Annotated in this window: 16 protein-coding genes and 1 pseudogene; 4 read left to right on the forward strand and 13 right to left on the reverse strand. The window is 43.6% G+C overall.

Annotation, left to right across the window (positions count from 1 at the left end):
* Positions 1–87: 87 nt before the first annotated feature.
* Positions 88–1,257 carry a D-alanyl-D-alanine carboxypeptidase family protein gene (locus tag F7Y48_RS11380; RefSeq protein ID WP_012842370.1) on the reverse strand — a complete coding sequence of 390 codons (1,170 nt, stop codon included), beginning with the start codon at positions 1,255–1,257 and terminating at the stop codon, positions 88–90.
* A gap of 1,193 nt (positions 1,258–2,450) precedes the next feature.
* On the reverse strand, positions 2,451–3,308 hold the full coding sequence (yghU, locus tag F7Y48_RS11385; protein ID WP_316684200.1) for a glutathione-dependent disulfide-bond oxidoreductase: 858 nt from the start codon (positions 3,306–3,308) through the stop codon (positions 2,451–2,453).
* A 254-nt stretch (positions 3,309–3,562) separates the two neighbouring features.
* Here yghU and F7Y48_RS11390 point away from each other — a divergent pair.
* Positions 3,563–3,673 (forward strand): annotated as a pseudogene (locus F7Y48_RS11390) (dihydrofolate reductase); the annotation flags it as partial.
* Positions 3,674–3,752: 79 nt separating this feature from the next.
* On the opposite strand, the gene F7Y48_RS11395 reads toward F7Y48_RS11390, so the two are convergent.
* The 3 genes from F7Y48_RS11395 to F7Y48_RS11405 all read right to left on the reverse strand — a co-directional run bounded on the left by F7Y48_RS11395 (position 3,753) and on the right by F7Y48_RS11405 (position 7,767).
* Positions 3,753–5,207 (reverse strand): sucrose-6-phosphate hydrolase, encoded by a 1,455-nt coding sequence (locus tag F7Y48_RS11395; protein WP_316684203.1) that lies wholly within the window; start codon positions 5,205–5,207, stop codon positions 3,753–3,755.
* Positions 5,208–5,238: 31 nt separating this feature from the next.
* The gene (locus F7Y48_RS11400) at positions 5,239–6,162 is read right to left on the reverse strand and encodes an aminoimidazole riboside kinase (RefSeq protein ID WP_316684205.1); all 924 of its coding nucleotides are present in this window, start codon (positions 6,160–6,162) and stop codon (positions 5,239–5,241) included.
* Between the two features lie 165 nt (positions 6,163–6,327).
* Entirely contained in the window at positions 6,328–7,767 is a 1,440-nt protein-coding gene (locus F7Y48_RS11405; RefSeq protein WP_316684207.1) for a sucrose-specific PTS transporter subunit IIBC, read from the reverse strand.
* A gap of 235 nt (positions 7,768–8,002) precedes the next feature.
* Between F7Y48_RS11405 and F7Y48_RS11410 the strand changes: the two genes are divergently transcribed.
* A complete protein-coding gene (locus F7Y48_RS11410) occupies positions 8,003–8,989 on the forward strand; it encodes a LacI family DNA-binding transcriptional regulator (RefSeq protein ID WP_104972332.1) in 987 nt (328 codons plus the stop codon).
* Positions 8,990–9,052: 63 nt separating this feature from the next.
* On the opposite strand, the gene F7Y48_RS11415 is transcribed toward F7Y48_RS11410, so the two are convergent.
* The 7 genes from F7Y48_RS11415 to F7Y48_RS11445 all read right to left on the reverse strand — a co-directional run bounded on the left by F7Y48_RS11415 (position 9,053) and on the right by F7Y48_RS11445 (position 16,833).
* A complete protein-coding gene (locus tag F7Y48_RS11415; protein WP_316684308.1) occupies positions 9,053–10,426 on the reverse strand; it encodes a carbohydrate porin in 1,374 nt (457 codons plus the stop codon).
* Positions 10,427–11,413: 987 nt separating this feature from the next.
* A complete protein-coding gene (locus tag F7Y48_RS11420) occupies positions 11,414–11,989 on the reverse strand; it encodes a hypothetical protein (protein WP_046875841.1) in 576 nt (191 codons plus the stop codon).
* The gene (locus F7Y48_RS11425) at positions 11,986–12,702 is read right to left on the reverse strand and encodes an AHH domain-containing protein (RefSeq protein WP_052708194.1); all 717 of its coding nucleotides are present in this window, start codon (positions 12,700–12,702) and stop codon (positions 11,986–11,988) included. The genes F7Y48_RS11420 and F7Y48_RS11425 overlap by 4 nt, the downstream gene beginning before the upstream one ends.
* 279 nt (positions 12,703–12,981) lie before the next feature.
* Positions 12,982–13,701, reverse strand: a complete 720-nt coding sequence (locus F7Y48_RS11430) for a beta-ketoacyl-ACP reductase (RefSeq protein ID WP_104973466.1) — start codon at positions 13,699–13,701, stop codon at positions 12,982–12,984.
* Positions 13,702–13,974: 273 nt separating this feature from the next.
* Complete coding sequence (locus F7Y48_RS11435; RefSeq protein ID WP_258508604.1) at positions 13,975–14,778, reverse strand: metal ABC transporter permease; 804 nt, start codon at positions 14,776–14,778, stop codon at positions 13,975–13,977.
* Positions 14,779–14,780: 2 nt separating this feature from the next.
* Positions 14,781–15,707: a metal ABC transporter solute-binding protein, Zn/Mn family gene (locus F7Y48_RS11440; protein ID WP_258508605.1), complete on the reverse strand. Its 927-nt coding sequence runs from the start codon at positions 15,705–15,707 to the stop codon at positions 14,781–14,783.
* Positions 15,697–16,833: a hypothetical protein gene (locus F7Y48_RS11445; RefSeq protein ID WP_193447399.1), complete on the reverse strand. Its 1,137-nt coding sequence runs from the start codon at positions 16,831–16,833 to the stop codon at positions 15,697–15,699. The genes F7Y48_RS11440 and F7Y48_RS11445 overlap by 11 nt, the downstream gene beginning before the upstream one ends.
* A 206-nt stretch (positions 16,834–17,039) precedes the next feature.
* Between F7Y48_RS11445 and F7Y48_RS11450 the strand changes: the two genes are divergently transcribed.
* Positions 17,040–17,711, forward strand: coding sequence for a cupin domain-containing protein (locus tag F7Y48_RS11450; RefSeq protein ID WP_258508606.1), 672 nt, complete (start codon positions 17,040–17,042; stop codon positions 17,709–17,711).
* A 73-nt stretch (positions 17,712–17,784) separates the two neighbouring features.
* On the opposite strand, the gene F7Y48_RS11455 is transcribed toward F7Y48_RS11450, so the two are convergent.
* Positions 17,785–18,024, reverse strand: coding sequence for a YdcH family protein (locus F7Y48_RS11455; RefSeq protein ID WP_258508608.1), 240 nt, complete (start codon positions 18,022–18,024; stop codon positions 17,785–17,787).
* A 232-nt stretch (positions 18,025–18,256) separates the two neighbouring features.
* On the opposite strand from F7Y48_RS11455, the gene F7Y48_RS11460 reads away from it, so the two are divergent.
* A complete protein-coding gene (locus tag F7Y48_RS11460; protein ID WP_176319165.1) occupies positions 18,257–19,294 on the forward strand; it encodes a DUF4382 domain-containing protein in 1,038 nt (345 codons plus the stop codon).
* Positions 19,295–19,306 lie beyond the last annotated feature (12 nt).

Raw genomic sequence — 19,306 nt, forward strand, 5'->3', positions numbered from 1 at the left:
GTAAGGCGACCACGTTGGCCGCCTTAGTAAATTGATTTAATAGAACAATAACAAGATAGAGTGATAATGGCAGAAGTTAGCTGTTTTTTAGAGCCAACTCGCGACCAATTGCTTAAACCAGTCTAAAATTCGCTTGAATAAGCTGCCTTCTTCCACCGATTCCAACGCAACAAGTTCGGCTTCATTCACAACTTTACCTTCGACTTTGTAAAGCACTTTACCAACCACTTGTTGTTGAGAAATTGGCGCTACCAAATCGCCATTATATTCAACTTCAGCTTGTAGCTTTTTCACATCCCCTTTTGGTAAAGTGAGATAAACGTCATTGGCCACGCCTACTTTAAGCTCATCTTGTTCGCCCATCCAAACTCGAGCGTTCGCAACTTCCGTTCCTGCCTCGGTTGGCATTACCGTATCGTAAAAGCGGAAGCCATAACTTAGCAGTTGTTTGCTTTCGGATTCACGGATATTCTCACTTTTTGCTCCCATCACAACAGCAATTAAACGCATGTCACCTTGAGTCGCTGAAGTCGCTAGACTGTAACCAGCACCGCTTGTATAACCAGTTTTCATACCATCGACATTCATACTGCGATCACGAAGCAAGCCATTGCGGTTATATTGCGTAATGCCGTTGTAGGTAAACGAGGTTTCGCTATACAGTGGGTAGATATCAGGTAAGTCACGAATAATAGCTTGACCCAACTTGGCAATGTCATAAGGTGTTGAATATAAACCGTCACTGTCTAGACCATGAGGGTTGGTGAAAGCCGTGTTATTTAATTCAAGCTTAGCAGCCCAACTATTCATCAAGCTTACAAACCCTGACTCACTACCTGCGACATGTTCAGCAATGGCCACACTAGCATCATTACCTGATTGAACAACCAGGCCACGGTATAAGTCAGATAAAGAAACGGAAGTATTGACTTCAATAAACATCTTTGAGGAATCTGGGAAGTTTTTTGCCCAAGCATTTCGGCTAATGACGACCTCATCATCCAAAGTAATATTACCTGCGTTAATTTCTTGACCAGCCACATAAGCCGTCATTAACTTCGTTAAGCTCGCAGGATTTAGCCGTTTATGTGCATCACGTTCAACCAGCACTTTCCCAGTGTGAAAGTCCATCAAAACATAGCCACGAGAACTGAGTTCCGGTGCATTTGGCACAACCGTTGGTGCTGCATAAGCCAACGAAGATACAGCAGCGAACCCTGTAATTAACACTGTGTTTAATATAGTACTTTTTCTCATCATGACATCTTATCTTAGTAGCATTTAAGGCTTACAAACGGTACCCGAATGAATTCAAAGCGCAGGGTTACCTAGGTAAAGAGCGAGTATATTGAAACGGCGCTCAGTTACAGCCACCTTGTTACGATTAGTTACTTTTACTCAATGTTTGTCGAGAATAATGAGAGGTAGGTAGAGCTTTCGTCTAGAAAGATGAGACAAGAGGCGAGAAATCATGCCGTTATGCTATGTAATTAGTGTTCAGAGAAAAAACCGTACAAGCCAGATCTAAAACTAAGCTTGTACGGGAAAAGATAGCTAAAAATTTTATCACTATCTAACTAGGGGCAACTAAGAAAATCTACAATTCAATTAATAATCCGAACTAATAATTTACTAACCAATGCTTCATCTCGGTCATAACAACATAATAATTTATTGTCAGAATTTCAGATAAAAATAAAAATTTAATTTATATATAACCTAAATATTATCTATTACTAGACAGGAGAAAAGTATAATTTCCCTTTCTTAAAACTAAGGGAGGCTTTTTTCGATGCCTTTGAGTTTGTATCGTCATCAGTAAACTGAGTGTAACAATGAGGGATAAGACATCCGGCTTTAGCGCGAAAAGATAAGCCACTGTTATTTAAGTTCACTCTCTGCTTTTTTATCACTAAAGACTTTAAATTTCGGTTACCTTCAGTTTGTATAGCAATTCTTTCACGTACCCCAACCCAGTACGACTCAAACGACGACATTATACATATCCTCTTTCATGGTATAAGCAGTTGTAATTAAACATTACTCAAAGCTAGATGTAGAATTCAGTAAATTATTTAAATTTTATCTCTAAATTTTAATTTAAATAGATTAACCTGCATATTCCACACAAAATAAAAGGTTATGTCAAAGATTAATTATCATTAAGTTTATTTATATTAGATATAAAATTAAGTTATAAATTTAAGGTTATCTAAAGTATAAATTTTTAGAATGTCATCAGCTAATAGTTAATAGAAATGCAGAGGGCTTGTTGAATATGAAAACGACAAATAGAAGCAAAGAACTATCTATAGATTGAATAATCTTCAACGGGGTTACAATTCAAATAAAAGTAGCGCATCTAGTAAGATGCGCTATGGATTTGATCAGTTTTGGAGTATGAGTTCGGATGAAAACAAACTTACTTGAAGTGACTGAGCCAAGGTTGCTTATGGTTTAAGCTTCAATACCTTATCAATATCTTCTGCGCTGTGACGTTCAGGTAACTGCTCCCACTCTTCTCCCCATGAGCGATTCACAATACGACCACGCTGGACAGCTTCTCGCTCATCAATCGCTTTCGCCCAACGCACAACGTTCTTGTAACTCTCCGCATCTAAGAACTCCGCAGCATCATACGCGCGACCCAGTACAAGATTGCCGTACCATGGCCATGTTGCGATATCAGCGATACTGTACTCATCGCCACCTAGGAATTCATTGTTTGCGAGGCGCTTGTCTAATACATCTAACTGACGTTTTGCTTCCATTGTAAAACGGTTGATTGGGTACTCGAACTTCTCTGGTGCGTACGCGTAGAAGTGACCAAAACCACCGCCTAGGTATGGCGCAGAACCTTGCAGCCAGAATAACCAGTTCATTACCTCAGCACGCTTAGCGCCTTCTTTTGGTAGAAAGTGACCAAACTTCTCTGCTAGGTAGAACAGGATGTTACCTGATTCAAACACGTTCACTGGCTCAGAGCCCGAACGGTCAACCAGTGCCGGAATTTTCGAGTTCGGGTTCACAGCAACAAAACCAGAACCAAACTGTTCGCCGTCACCAATCTTGATTAGGTATGCATCATATTCTGCTTCTTTTACGCCTGTCGCCAGAAGCTCTTCAAACATGATCGTTACTTTCTGGCCGTTTGGAGTCCCCATGGAATAAAGTTGGAATGGGTGTTCCCCAACAGGCAATTCTTGCTCATGACGAGCGCCTGAGTCCGGGCGGTTAATGCTCGCCCACTGGCCACCGTTTTCGTTATCGTTTGTCCAAACTTTTGGTGGAATGTATTCGTTAGCCATTGTTATCCCTTATTGTGTTTGAATGCATTATCAAACTGGCAAACTCAGTGCGCCAGCAAGCATGATGAAGTAACCCACCGCATTCGATAAATGGGCATACCCAAGATATTAGGCCGGAATCTTCAAATAAAAGTCCTGACCTTTCACTTAATTAGAACCTTTGGTTATGGGATTTTCTTTCACGCTATAAGGAAAAACGTTGTGTTAATGTGAATTAGATTCGAGATGCTAACAATAATGAGTAAGCCCAACTCGGCGGCGCATCTCTGTTTGGTGATTTAGAACAACCGCTTAACTTTACAGTCACTAAGAGCGAAGTAGTGTTAGATACTTTGGTTCAGAAGACTTACGTACGTGAAAGGTAGTTAGGTTAGATAGTTAAAAAGAAAAACGCCCTTCACTGAGTCAATGAAGGGCGTTTTAATATCTTTGTAATCGAAACCGTTACTTAGCTGATTCAAACAAACCAGTGATGCCTTTCAAAGGGAAAAGCCTTGCTTGCTCCAACCCTTTCAACGTTACCTTATTGAGGTCATCAATAAAGAAACGACTGGTCATCGTGTGTTTGCCACCATTAATAAAAATCTCGATGACAGAGTTGTCGATATATATATCAATCGTCTGCTTAGCGTCCAATCTTGGTGCTTTTCGAATGCCACCAAATTCTTCTGCGTACAAATGAGACATGTAACGACGGTCCAGCATAAACTCGTGCTCTGTCGCACTAAAGACGATGTTGTCACCTTTGAGGTTACTCAGCTCAAGTTCAAAGCCATCGCCCACAAGGTCTAACTGGATCAAACAACTGGTGCTTTCCAGTGTATGGGATTGTGCAAAGACCACCTCTTCTTTTCTTAAACTCTTCAGTTCAGGGAGTGGAGTTTGAACAAGAAAACCATCTTTCAACGTTAGTTCTCTAGGAAGAGACAACATTCCTGCCCACTGGTGTGTGACCGATGGTGTGTCGATTTCTGGCAACCCTATCCATGCAATAAGAATGCGACGCCCACTCTCATCTAAATAGGTTTGGGGGGCGTAGAAATCAAACCCATAATCTGGCTGTAAAATATCTTGGTGGTTTTCTAAAGTCATCGACTCTAGGTTCAACTGATCACCCACGATATACGCGACAGAATAGATGTTTTTGAAATCATAAGGATTACTACTGCTCACACCCTGTGGAGAAAACAGCATCACCGATTGACCATTAATCTCAAAGAAATCAGGACACTCCCACATGTACCCAAGGTCAGAAAACTTGGTCTTGATAGGACCTTTATGCTGCCACGTTTTCAAATCTTTGCTTTGATAAAGCGCCATTGAGCCATGCTCAGTTTTGGTTTGAGCACCCACCACCATCAAATAGTCGTCGCCTTTCTTCCAAACTTTTGGATCACGAAAGTGCTCCGTGTAATGTTCGTTCTCAATGACCACACCGTGCTTTTCAATGTTGCCGTCTGAATCCATGGTGGCAAAACACTGTGTTGGGATTCGATTCCAATTTTGGTCACGCTTGTTGCCAGTAAAAAACAGCAAAGCCTTGTTGTTTTCCACCAAAGCGCCGCCCGAATAGACACCATGTGAATCGTAGTCTTGGTCAGGATGAAGACCCACGCCATGATCAGTAAAATAGATGAAGTCTTTAGTAGAAAGGTGATACCAATACTTCATTCCATGGACTGGTCCCACAGGCGTCCACTGGTAAAAGATGTGGTGCTCACCATTGAAATAGCACAACCCATTTGGGTCATTTAACAGCCCAAATCTAGGGGCGATGTGAAAACTAGGAAAGCCTTTATCTTGCTGACGTAAAAGTGTCATTTCTTCGATATCACACTGAGGGATTTGCTCAAGTCGGCGATATCTTTGCTCTACAGTCCAACGGTTGTTTAAGCTCATAATTTTTCTCAACTGAAATTGGATCTGGAGATCATTGCCCAATAAATTGCAGCAATTCTGTCTGGGTCGGAAGCGCAGTCATTGCGCCTTTTTGCGTCGTCGCTAATGCACCACAGCCATTTGCCCATTGAATCGCAGAGCTAACAACAGGATGATTTTTCCAATCGTCATGCTGAGACAGACATGCCAGTAGCCCTCCGACAAAAGCATCACCCGCACCTGTGGTATCAATCGGACTAACGACTTGACCAGTGATCAGCTCACTCTGACTTTCAAAGACGCGCCAAACGCCTTTCGCACCTTGTGTCACCAAGACCAACGCAATATTCAAAGCGGCTATTTGTTGTAAACCCTGTGCCATCGATGTTGAGTCAGTTAAGAACAAAAGCTCCTCTTCAGAGAACTTAACCACATCAGCCATCGCTACAGCTTTCATTACGACAGCTTGGATTTCTGATTGATCTTGCCACACTTCATCACGCAAGTTAGGGTCAAAGCTAATGAAACCACCAGCGGCTTTTGCTCTTTTGATCGCCTCAAATGTGCTGCTTCTACTTGGCTCATTTGCCAGTGAAATAGAGCAAACATGCAGCCAGTCACCTTGCTTAAAGTTTGGGATATCTTCAACAGACATAAACTGATCAGCGCTCGGTTTTACCATAAACGTAAAGCTGCGCTCACCTTGATCGTCTAAATCCACCACCACTGTTGATGTTCTTTGCTCAGGATCTTTAACGAGAAACTCCGTGCACACGCCCTCTTGATCGAGTATTGATTGCATGAAGCGACCAAATGGGTCATCACCCACACGTCCAAAAAACGCACTCTTACCAGATAGACGAGCAATTGCTACGGCGACATTCGCTGGTGCACCTCCGGGACATTTGAGTAAAGAAGTCTCAGATTCCGGTATTAGATCGACAACAGCATCACCAGTTACCCACACTTGATTCATCTTGCTTACCTTAAAATTAAAGCCCTGATAGTCCAACGTGTTGAACACATTCACTACCAAGTAAAAATTGAAAAAGGCTAGCCAAACCATGAGTGCTTGGCTAGCACCCCAAACATTTAGGAAAAGAAGTGGACTTTGGGGGACTCCACCCTTAAGGAGTTCAGATTAAGCCGCTGCTTTTTTACCGACTTTAGCGCGGTCACGCATACCTAGAACAATGGTGAGAACAAATGCGGTCAAGAACGCGATCACCATACCCGCGATGTAGTACCCAATCTTATCTGGCGTGATGGAAATGATGCCTGGAAGACCAGCTGCACCCAATGCCTGAGCTTTCACATTAAACATTGTGATGAACGCACTTGATAACGCCGCAGCGCAAACTGCCGCAATAAATGGGTAACGTAGTTTTAAGTTAACACCAAACATGGCTGGTTCTGTAATACCCAGCAAACCCGTAACACCAGATGGAATCGCAATACCTTTCATCTTCTTATCTTTACTCATTATGCCCACCGCCAACGCTGCCGCTCCTTGAGAAACGTTAGACATCGCCGCAATAGGAAAGATAAAGGTGCCGCCCGTCGTTGCAATATCCGCAAGAAGTTGCGTTTCAATCGCAATGAAGCTGTGATGCATACCAGTAATAACAAACGGAGCATAAATAAGACCAAATACCGCACCACCAACAAAGCCAGCTGTGTTGTATAGCCAGTTCAGACCATCACCCAATAGGAAACCGATATCACGCGTGAACGGACCGACGACAGTAAACGTCAGCAAACCCGCTATGAAAATCGCCAGTAATGGCGTTAAAAGGTTGTCTAAAACAGAAGGTATGACTTTACGTAAGCCTAGCTCAACCTTCGCAAGAATGAATGCCGATACCAAAACCGGTAACACTGAACCTTGGTAACCCACTTTTTGGATTTCAAAACCAAGAATATTCCAAACCGGAATGTTGCCAGACACAGATGCGCCGCCGAATCCCCAACCATTCAGCAAGTCAGGGTGAACCATCAACATACCTAGCGCTGCCCCTAAATATGGGTTACCGCCAAACTTCTTACTGGCTGAAAATGCCAGCAGAATAGGCAGGTAAACAAACGGAGCGTTCGCAAACGTGTTGACCATGTTCGCCAAGTCTGTCAGTCCTGGGTTGGCCTCAATCAAGGATTTACCATCAATAAACAAGCCTTGGGCAGTCAGTAGGTTGTAAATACCCATCAACAAACCGCCAGCGACGATTGCTGGAATGATTGGGACGAAAATATCAGACAGCCCCTTCACTGCGCGCTGAACGATGTTTTGTTTCTCTACACCAGCAGACGCAACGTCGTTGGTGGACATTTCACTCATACCCGTCAACTTCGCCATTTCTGCATAAACTTGGTTTACGATGCCTGATCCAAAAATGATTTGGTACTGACCCGCAACTTTGAACTGCCCTTTTACCCCTTCAAGGTTATCAATCGCTTGTTCATCTATTTTTTGCTCATCTGCAACGGCAAGGCGTAAGCGTGTCGCACAATGTGCAAGTGCGGTGATGTTGCTTTTACCACCTAATAGAGTTAACAACTCTTTTGCTACTGCCGGATAATTCATTTCATACCCCATTGGATTATTATCTGAGCTTGCGAAATTTTCGGGAACGTTTGCAAAACGGATTTTTGCTCAATAAAACCAAATGATCAAAGATAAAGCAGAGAGAATGTGAGAATGATCGTCAAATTCTCTCCCTAAGAGCAGTATAGGAGGTTAGAATCGCTACTTATCAAAGAGCTTTTCATCTTCTCTTTGCAAACAATCCCAAAAACGAAAAACAGAATGGATAGGAACAATGGCGAGTCTGCATGATGTCGCCCGTCTGGCTGGCGTATCAAAATCAACAGTGTCACGGGTTATAAACAATGAGTATGGCGTAAAAGAAGCGACAAAACAGAAGGTCCGCCAAGCAGTAGCGGAGTGTGGCTATGTGCCGAACCAAGTCGCTAAAGATCTAAAATCTCAAAAGACCAATCTGGTTGGTGTCATTGTTCCTCGGGTTTCCTCTCATGCCACATCCCAAGGTGTCGATGGATTAACCGATGTCCTTGAAAAAGCCGGGAAACATGTCTTACTTGCTAGCACTCACCAAGCCCACGAAAAAGAACTGGAATACATTCAGATCTTTAACCAAAAACGGGTTGAAGGGATCATTCTTTACGCCACCCACCTCGATTCCAAGCTGGTAAAAGCAATTCAAAACTCAGCGGTCCCAGTTGTGCTCGTCGGTCAAGATGGTTCCATGTTTAATATTCCAAGCATCATTCATGATGACGCACGAGTGGGGTTTGAAGCGGGAAATAGACTAATTGCAAAAGGTTGCCAAACTATGGGGTTTATTGGCGTGCAAGGTGACGATATCGCGGTAGATAAACAACGCTCTGAAGGATTTGTTCAAGCCCTGCAACACCATGGTTTTGAGCTCGCCTTTCATGCTCGTGGTGACTTTACCATCGACTCTGGCTATTCATTGGCAAAACAACACTTAACAAAGAACCCTAAGCTAGATGGCTTGTTCTGTGCGACAGACCGTATTGCTATCGGTGCGATGAGAGCGATTCAAGAGCTCGGATTAACACCGGGTAAAGACGTTTTAGTGCTAGGAGTTGGTGATGATGAGCTCGCATCAGTGTGCACCCCAACCTTATCAACATTTAACTATGCATTTGATAAAGCAGGTGAAAATGGTGCGAAACTGTTGCTAGATAGAATTGCCAACAGAAGTTTTGAAATGAGTAAGATGGTGCTAACCTTCAAAACAATTGAGCGTCAGTCCTGTTAATGAAAAAGCGCCAACTGAAATCAGTTAGCGCTTTTCTTATTACTCTTTGTCGGTTAGATCCCTTTAGAACCAAGTTTCCATTTGCAGTGCAAACAGAACTTCACCACCATCACCCATCGTTGCAGCGCCCGCATCCTGGCTAATCGAGTAGCCATTCAAGTCTTCGCTCCAATCAACGTAGCTAACTGCAAAACGTAGCTCCGGACGGTCAAAGAAACCTGCTGCGGTAGACATCTTAAGCGTTGGTGCAATTGTCGCTTTGTAAAAACTGCCACTTGCTTTATCAATCGCATTGTCTAGGTCCATGTATTGGTATGAGCCTTCATAAACCATCTCAAAGTTTTGCGTAAACTCTTGCGCTAAGCGGATGTTGAACGATGCCCACGTGAATTCATCATTTTTAGCAAAGCGATCTTGGCTGTGTTCTGCTAGCAACGCAGGTGCTACACGCCAGTTGTCGCCGATGCGTGTTACACCATAACTGAACAAACGTACGGCTTTTGCGTCTTCTAGCAAATCACCGTTTGAACCAATGCCTTTAAGTTCCGCACCCAGTCCATCACCCATCAAAATACCAGTTTTAGAGAAGCCTTCACTCATGCCAAAGAAGGTATCGCCATGGTAGGCAAACATCGCATGTAAACCTTTGTCCGCTGAGCCTTCTACGCGATCATTGTTATCAGCAGACGTCATGCCGCTCAGCATCAATTGCCAATTACCAAAGCGGTTGTTCATTGTCGCGATATAGTTTTCAACATCCGTTGACGAGCTATCAATCTCACCAAAATCACGACCATAGATCGAGAAGTTTGCTTTCCATGAATCGTTCATTTGGATGTCATACACACCTGCACCAGTACCAGATAGGAAAACGATATCCGAGTCAAAGAAGTGAATGTCAAAGTTATCACGGTCAAATCGTTTACCTGCCCAAAACGTTGCGTCAGCAAACGCACTTGATTCAGAGAACATGCTCAACTTGTTTAGCTCAGCATATACCTGACGAACGTTTAATTGACTCTCACTCGCTGTCCATTCGTTATTGGTTTCCGTACTATCTGCCAGCATGATTCGGAACAAAGCGCTGGAACCATCATCTGCAAAGCGTTTGTGAATAAGGTTTGCTTCCACATAATGATCATCCTCAACCCCTAGTCGTCCAATTGGCGCTCCAATAGCACCAGCTGCCGTCATGTAAGGACCAGTACCCACTGCACCATTCAGATCATCATTAATGAGCAGCCCGGAACGAGCGTAGCCATGAAACTCAAAGCTTGAGGCTTTTTCATTTGCTTCTGTGGATACTTTTTCTGTCTGTTCAAGTCTCTGTTCTAATTCATTAATTCGCTTTTCAAGAGCGTCAACATCTGTTGTTGCGAATGCAGGTGCAGTAACCAGCCCAAGCGCTACTGCCATCGTCAAAGTGTGTAGTTTCATTTCCATAGTCTCACGTAAATTTATACTTAGGTTACTTGCAAACGTTCCCAAGTAAAATTGCAAACTTATGGTGACTTTAAATACCCATCTAAAGCCTGAATTTCAGAGCGCTCAGATACAGAGCGTCTCTACCACTTTTGTCAATGGGGCGATAATATATAAAATTTTCGGGAACGTTACCGCAAGGAAGCGAATTTGTTACTTCTATCACGTTCAATTGTGTTACTTACATAAAAATCATTAACCAGCGCACAGTTAAATTATTCGTTCTAGCGGAATTAGTTTGAAGATATCAGGTTGTGAATGGGAATTTGATGTTCGCTTGAGGGAATGATAATCACTCACTTCCCCAATCTACTTGGTGACGACGCACCTCTAGAAGATCAGCGGCTAAGCTTGAAAGTGACTAAGAGCGAAGCGGATCTCGATACCTTGGTTCAAACAACATAAAAGGCAGTTAAGACGAGATAAACGCCCTTCACTTTCTGTGAAGAGCGCTTTGTTATTCTAATTCAAACAAACGAAACACTTTTTGGGAACAATTGAGTTGCATATTTTGCTAAATTAGCATTTAATGGATAATCATAGATGTTATAAATTCTTTTGTTGGTTGGCCAAATCAACCCACCCACTACATCTTAGAAATGAATCTCGACTTAACAGTTCCTCTCGGGCTTTCTCAGCTTCTCATTTTCATTACGCTTATTAAAACCGCGCTAATTAGTGTATTCGATATAGTCGCCTGTGAAAAGCGGAGCCCCGTCCTCTTTGATACTAGAGATAAAGACTGCTTTGCAATCCTGACGCCTCGATTGCATGATTTCATATTCTACTGTTACTAAAGAAAAGATAGAACTAGCAAGGAATGCAACTTCTAATGTGGCTCTACTGTGAAAAACCACGAGCCGATTAACTCACTAACATTAGCTTAAGTATTGCAAATCTCTAATAGTAGTGGCTGAATTCATTCACCCCATTGGTCAACTACTAAAACGGATCCAGCAAATCTTCATCAAACTTAAGTCCTTCTAGTCCATGCTCTTCGCACAAAAGCTTGAAAGATTCTGTAGCATAGAGCACTGTACAGCCTTGTAAGCGAGATTTGAATACATAGCGTGGTTCGATATCCTCTTCATCAAACTCAATGGTTTCCAGACCATCTTCAAAACCATCGGTATACTTCTTAAGGCACATAGACTCATCTTCAGCGCCAAAACTAAGGCAATTAAAAGCATATATGGTTTCGTCACCAACGTTTATGGGCAAGAACTCTCCCTCAGACGCTAGTACCGATCCTAGCTTATCGCATGCACCCGCAGTTAGCGCTAGATATGTGCTATACCATGTTGATATGTCCGGCATCGTAGAGTTTTTTCCTAAAACATCCTCAAAATCGCCAACCACACCATCTTTCCAAATTGGTAGTAAAGGCTCATTAGTAGAGGGCTGTAGCCGGAGTTGCCTTACTAGCTTTTTATTACCAAGCTGATTAGCAAGATTCATAATATCCAGAGTTAGAGTTTTAAACTCCTCAGGGCGTTGCTTTAACTGGTAGATTTTCATGATTGACCGCTCCAGCTAGTGTCTTTCTTTTCAATAATTTTCTGCGGATATCCACCATGCAGAAGTTTGTGCTTTACTCTTTGTAAGCGACTAATCATTGCCTGCTCAGGCAGCATTGGAGAACTAAACGTATTCACAATCCATGATTCATAGTTATACCGATGTATCTCTCGATGAGCAGGTGCTTCACTGCCTGCCCAGTGCCCTTTGTGCTTTTTATAGCGAGGTAGCCAAGCGCCATTCAACGGGTCATTGATTCCAATACCGTGAGCATGAAGAGCTAATCGTGTCACAACAAGTCTAACCTGCTGAAACCGCCCTTTACCCGGAATGATATGATGTGGGTCATGGATGCTACTCGGCTTAGGTTCACCAACTGCAGTGAGATTACGAGCCAGCACACGAGTCGGATGATGAGCCTCCTCGAACAACTCATCTTCATCTTTCAACTTGTTTTCAGCACGGTATGTTTCAAGATCCTGCTGTAGCATCACCTGAGCAGTGATCTTTTTTCGCTCATGCTGAAGGTGTGCCCAATCCTTTTCCAAAGCATCAATACGCTGCTTGCAAGCTTCTTTAGATTCATTGTTAGGCGCAACACTATTCTTTTTGTCGTGATATTCAGCGGCCTGACATTCGTAGCGATAAATAGCCAACTCTAATGCAGATGGGTTGCTAGGTCGAATAGGCCTTGGCTTTGGCGTATACTTCACAATTCCTTCCTTGTATGTTTGGTTAATTAGGTGTGACTGACACAACAGCTTTAATAAGAGCTGTAAGCTACCAGAAAACAAGTGGCTACAAAACACTCAATACAATCAGTTTCTTCGCTAATAAAAGTAAGCAATTATACCTTTCATTACGTACTATTGACTGGTTCCACTGAATCATTTAGGAGCAAAAAATACCAGCAGCTCAATTAACGTTCCCCAAACAAAAACGCCCTTCACATAAGTAAAGGGCGTTTGTTATTTGAGATTTTGATTAGCGAGCTATAACACCAACCCACCATCAATCTTGAGCACTTGTCCGGTTATAAACGCACTTTTATCAGACGCTAGAAACGCAACGCCATTGGCAATGTCTTGCGCCGAGCCCATGCGTCCCAGAGGCGTTTTACTTTCCATCATTTGAATGACTTTTTCAGGCAAGCTCTTTGTCATGTCGGTAGCGATAAAACCTGGAGCAACACAGTTGACTCGGATTTGAGCGCCTTTTCTTGCGAACTCTTTCGCCCAGCCTTTGCTCATCGCTATCACGCCACCTTTACTCGCGCCATAATTACTTTGACCAATATTGCCATCCGTTCCCACGATAGACGAAATACTGACAATACTGCCTGCGCCTTGCTCTAGCATGACAGGTGCAACGCGCTGGGTGAGTAAAAACACCGCCTTTAGGTTCACGTCGATAACGCTGTCCCAGTCTTGCTCTAACATGTCTGGCAGCAGTGCATCTCTCGTTATCCCGGCGTTGTTGACCAGAACATCAATGCGTTGATGTTTCGCGACGATGCTGTCGACCACTTCACTTACCGCTGCGGCCTCACAGAGATTCACTTGATAACTTGAAAGGTTTGGCGACTGACTCCACTCCACAGGCGAGATATCTAGCCCCACGACGTGGAATCCATCTTCGAGTAATTGTTCGCAAATGGCCTGCCCTATACCGCGAGCAGCCCCTGTAACGACGGCGACTTTTTCGTCTTTCATCTTGGTCTTCCTTAAATGTTGAGAGTACAAATCTTGCTTGCTCCTAAGCGCTTATCGTTATGTGGCTTTGTGCTTCTCATACGCAAAGGGGTTTATTTAGATAATGAAACTATAGGAATATTCTGGAAGTAGGGTGTGAATGAATCAAGACAACTTGATGATGTTTCAGCCCGTATTATTCCTAGAATCAAGATAGAAATACGACGGAGAGCCCTAAGCCTTTGAAGAAAAAAGCACCAACAATGCCAGTGGTGCTTTTGAGTAAATGCCGTGTTAATGCTTTGCCTCTAACAAGACGAGCCTTTTGAACGGTGGGAGCAGGTTAAATATCACTCCGGTGATAAACAACGTAATAACAATCGTCGCACCGCTCGGTAAATCATACTTTGCAGAAGCTGCTATCCCCAGCAGAATACCAATTGTTCCGATACCTAAACTGGCGATTAAAAAACGTCTACCTTTAAGACTTGCGGCGCACAAAGCTGGAATCACAAGCAAGGCAAACTCCAAGTAAATTCCTGTCAGTTTGACGGTGATAGGCATCAAAATAGCGAAGATGAGGTAAAAACCGCTACCATGCATAAACTCCGGTTTCAGCGTTAGCAGCAACAACATTGCCCCCGTAATTGCAGCCAAAGGCCAAACATCCTGCCATGTTGACCACAGTAGCTGACCATTCAAGATCCCTTGAATAAAATCTGCACCGTGTGGGTCTTTGCTAACCAGTAATACTGCCAATGAAGCAGACACAACAAACAAGCTGCCGATCATCGGTTCTAGGTGAGGATGGTTACGCTTTTCAAGCGCAGCAATAACACCACAAAGCACCAAAGACATCATCCAAGGACCAAGCATGCTGCCAAGCCATGATTCGGATAGCCAAGGAGAACCAGCATACCAAGAAGAAGAGTTCAGCCAATAGTGACTTAGCGCTGCTCCCAATGCTGCGACCTGAGCAACCGCCAGATCGATAAAAATGATCTGCCGCTGTAAGACTTGTTGCCCCAGAACGATGTTGCCAACTAACGCAATTAAGCCACACAAAACCGCTGGCGCTAACCAAAGGTATTCACCCATAATTAAAATTTCACTGAACTGGGTGATACCAACGTGGCGAGCAGATCAGTGATCACCTCATCATAGAGATCATCTAAACTTTGCTGTTTTGAGACCGTCAAAGGTAACTGCGCTACAGGCTTATCCGTTTGTTGCTGTAACCACATCGCCGGACGTTGATCTTGATGAGATGAAAACACAATAGCGTCAAACTGTTTGGCATCCAATTGAGTTAAAGATTGCAGATGTGAGGTCGTTGGCGATATCCCCGGTTTCGGTTCAAGATCCGCGACTTGAACCATACCTAGCCAATCAAATAGGTATCGGTAAGTGGAGTGATATCCAACGACCCGTTTCCCCTGTAATGGTTGAGCTTTTTGTTCCCATTCATTGAGCTTGTTTTGCCACTTCGCGCGAAACTTCATACCATTCACTTGGTAACTTTGTGCGTTGTCGGGATCAATCGCTTTTAAGCGCTCCGTTACTTTGCGAGACAACGGAATCATGTCATTTGCCGCAAATTGAACATGTGGGTTTCCGTGCGCATGAATGTCCCCCATGCTGCGGTCAACATGATCATGAGAGTCCAACATACGCACGAAATCGGTCGCATAAATCATGCTTTGAGCACCATTTTGAACGGCACTATTGCCACTTCGATTTTGAAGCATCGGCAACCAACCTACCTCCAACTCAGCGCCAGAGCACATCGCCATGTCAGCTTGGCGCATCTTGGCAATTAAAGACGGACGAGCTTGAACATAATGCGGATCTTGCTTAGCCGTGGTTGCTGAGTAAATGGTGGCGTTTGGGGCATGACTTTCAAGAAAAGCTTTCCATTCAGGCTCACAAACGAAAATGTTGAGAGCTAAAGCAGGCGAAGAGATGATGGCAGATCCCGCCGCCATCATCACTAAACTGCATTTACTTATCGCAAGTTTAGAACGCATGTGCACCGTGCGCTCCAAATGTCATTACGTATTGCAGAGTAAACACGTTGTCTGTTTCACTGTCTTGGTTATCAATGCGAGTGAATTGCGCACGGATCGTACCGAAATGAGAAGAATCCCATGCGATCATCGCATCCATCTCTTTATCATTCAGTGCTGTGAAATGCATGTGATCGCCGTGTGCGTGGCCATCATAACTTTCTGCTTCGCCGTAACGTAGGCCCGCAGACCAACTTGGGTTGAAGCGGTAAACGCCCGAAACATAGTATGCGCTTAAGTTGTCTGGTGACTCTGCATCGTTCTTGTATTTGCTGTCTACTACACCGTCTAACAACATGTATTCCGCAGATAGCGTGAAGTTGCTGTACTTGTAGTTACCATCTGGTGCCCACTTCCACACAAAATCTGCGCCGTATAGGTTCGCACCCGTTACAGCCGCAGCGTGGCTGTGGTCATGTTCTTCTTCGTGACCATGGTCGTGATCTTCGAATTCTTTAACTTTGCCATTTTCGTTACGCAGGTAACTTAAACCAAACTGCCAACTTGAAGATTCAGAGAAATCATTACCAAGCTTCATCGTTGTCGTGTAAACACCAACTTTAGAGCCATCTTCAACAGAAGACATCTTGTTGCCGCTTAATGCTTCTACACCAAACTTCACGTAAAGATCGGTTGGCAGAACGATGTTTGCGCGTACACCGTCATCATAGTAATGCGAACCAAGGAAAGTACGGTAAGCAATTGGGCGTTCAACGAAACTGTCAGTGTGCATGTGTTGATTGTTGAGGTAACCGAAGTCAGATAGGAATCGGCCCGCGCGCACGTTTACACCGTATGGCAATGCCAAAGTTTCGATGAATGCTTCTTCAAGCTCTAATTCTGTCTCATCGCCATGACTTTCAAGAACAGCGGTCAACGCACCGTGAAACTTGTCGTCAATATTTGATGATAAGTTCAATTCCGTATGGCCTAGACCAAAACCTTCTTCGCGATCGGAATTATGACGTTGACCATCTTGGTAGTAGCCATCAACAACAACACCAATCTGTGGGTTCGATAATGTATCGGCAAAAACAGGGGACGCAAAAATGCTACCGATCGCGAGAGAAACCAATTTCTTATTCACTACTTTTTCCTTTTGTTATGTTATAACATTCAATTTGGTGGTGTTATAATATAACAATTATCATTACACAAGCAGAAATTTAACTCGGTTCCGACTGCTAGCTCGTATTCAATCCCTGATTTTGACTATCAACAAGTGAATCAATTGATGTTTTTTATACGTATACTATTGAGAGTCAATCATTAGATAAGTAAAGGAATTTCAGTATGTTGAATATGGATTTCTCGAAAAGAATCGTGATAGAAACAGGTGAACAGGAGTGGATCGCCAGCCCTTCCAAAGGCGTGTGGCGTAAACCTTTGGAAAGAGAAGCCAAAGAATCAGGGCACACCACCAGCGTAGTGAAGTATGAGCCAAACTCGCACTTTTCGACTCATCCTCATCCTCACGGAGAAGAAATATTAGTGCTCGAAGGAGTGTTCTCTGACGAAGATGGTGACTACCCTGCTGGAACCTACTTGCGTAACCCTCCTGGAAGTCAACATGCGCCCTATAGCAAAGAAGGCTGTGTGATTTTAGTTAAACTAAATCAATTCAATTCTGATGATCTTGAAACAGTTCGCATCAACACGAACGAAGCGAATTGGTTACCTGGCATCGGTGGGCTGAAAGTCATGCCATTGCATGATTTTCAGCATGAACATGTCGCATTGGTTAAATGGCCGAAAGGCGAGAAGTTTCAAGCACACCGTCACTTTGGTGGTGAAGAAATTTTTGTGTTATCGGGGGAATTTAAAGACGAGCTAGGAACCTATCCTCCCTACTCTTGGATACGCAGTCCACATATGAGTGAGCACTTTCCTTTTGTAGAGCAAGAAACGGTCATTTGGGTAAAAACAGGCCACCTGCCACTCCAAGCTCCTGCTCAGCAATCCTAATGTTGGAATACTTGGCATCGTCCCTTGAAACTAAAATCGGCTCGTAGATTACGAGCCGATGATCATTGCGTCGCTAAGAGCCCATAATTCTCAAGTGGAGCCAATCTTTGAGCTCAGCTCGATTATGTTTTAACACGTTCATTTCGTGATCATCAATCGGGCTTCCTTGCAGTTCTAGTACGCGGATTTCCTTATCTAAAGCATTGTAGTTTTTAACGGTTTCAGCAAATGATGCATCGTTTTCGGCAAGCTGAGTAATGGTATCCAAATGTTCTGGGAATTCATGAGTTAATGAGTGATTTTCACCTAACATAGAGACCTCTTGGCTAGAGTTATTGATGTATATCTCCGCTCATTTTTTGAGCGACACATTCTTAACCATAGCACTTCATTGAGCACAATATCGTCGATTTGAGCACACTTTTACTGAACGTCTTAATGATGGTTCGTCACTGTTTTCGACCCGGTAACTCCGCTCGTTGTTATTCTGTACTTTGCCAATAATCGGCTACATTTAATACACTTCTCATAAAAAGGTACATCTAATGAACAGCATGAAAATTGGCCTAATCAGTGCATCAATAGCCGTTGCACTTATTGGCTGTAATTCAGACAGTGACTCTGTCAGTACAATGACTCCTGTTACTTTGTCCGTATCAGATGCCCCTATTGATGACGTATCAGAAGTGGTGATCACATATAACAAAGTTGCATTTCTTCCTCTGGATGGTGGCACACCACAAGTATTCGATGTGTATAAAACAAACGAAGAAGGCAATTTGGTCGACGAAGATGGTAACCCCCTTCCCGATGGTGAAGATCCACTCCCCCTAAGTGTTAACTTACTCAACTTCCAAGGCAGTGACGCACAAGAATTGGTGGATGATGAACTGATACCAACTGGTAATTATAAACTCTGCGTGTTTGCTAATGATGGCGATCATCCAAACTACCCATCGTATGTGATTGACGAAGCGACAGGAAATCAAATCCCACTGACCGTCAAAGGTGATGGGGCTTGCCCACAAGGTGTCGGAAAGGATCCTGATTCTGGAGTACTGTTCTTTAACAACACCTTTGCAGTCAACCCTGACAATAATGAGTTCGTAGTTGAATTTGATCTGCGCCGTGGCTTAAAAGACGGAACAGGCCAAAACGAAGGCTACAGCATTCAACGCACCTCCGTCACTTTAATTAACACGGTTACAACGGGGGAGATTCAGGGTGATGTCGCAACATTGACCTATCAAAGCTGCGAAACGGATACCCCAAGTGCAAACGGATATGCGCACGCGGTCTACTTATATCAAGGAAATATCGCTGAAGAAAACATGGGGCCATTTGCCGGCGCAGAAGGCCAAGCAATGCCAATCGCAGCAGCGAACGTAGTTCAAGATGTTGATGATGCAAATTACGAGTACGAATTCGGTTTTGTAGAACCTGGTACTTACTCGGTCGGTTATACCTGTACGGCAAATGACGATTCTGAAGAAGGTATTGTCGCTGGCGAAAATTTCAGCATTTATCAATCAACTAGCGGACTTAACGTATCCGTTGGTACTGATACAGACGCAAACTTTTAAGATCCCCTAGAA

This window comes from Vibrio sp. 2-1-2a, from assembly GCF_032648565.1.
GTDB classification, from domain to species: domain Bacteria; phylum Pseudomonadota; class Gammaproteobacteria; order Enterobacterales; family Vibrionaceae; genus Vibrio; species Vibrio diabolicus.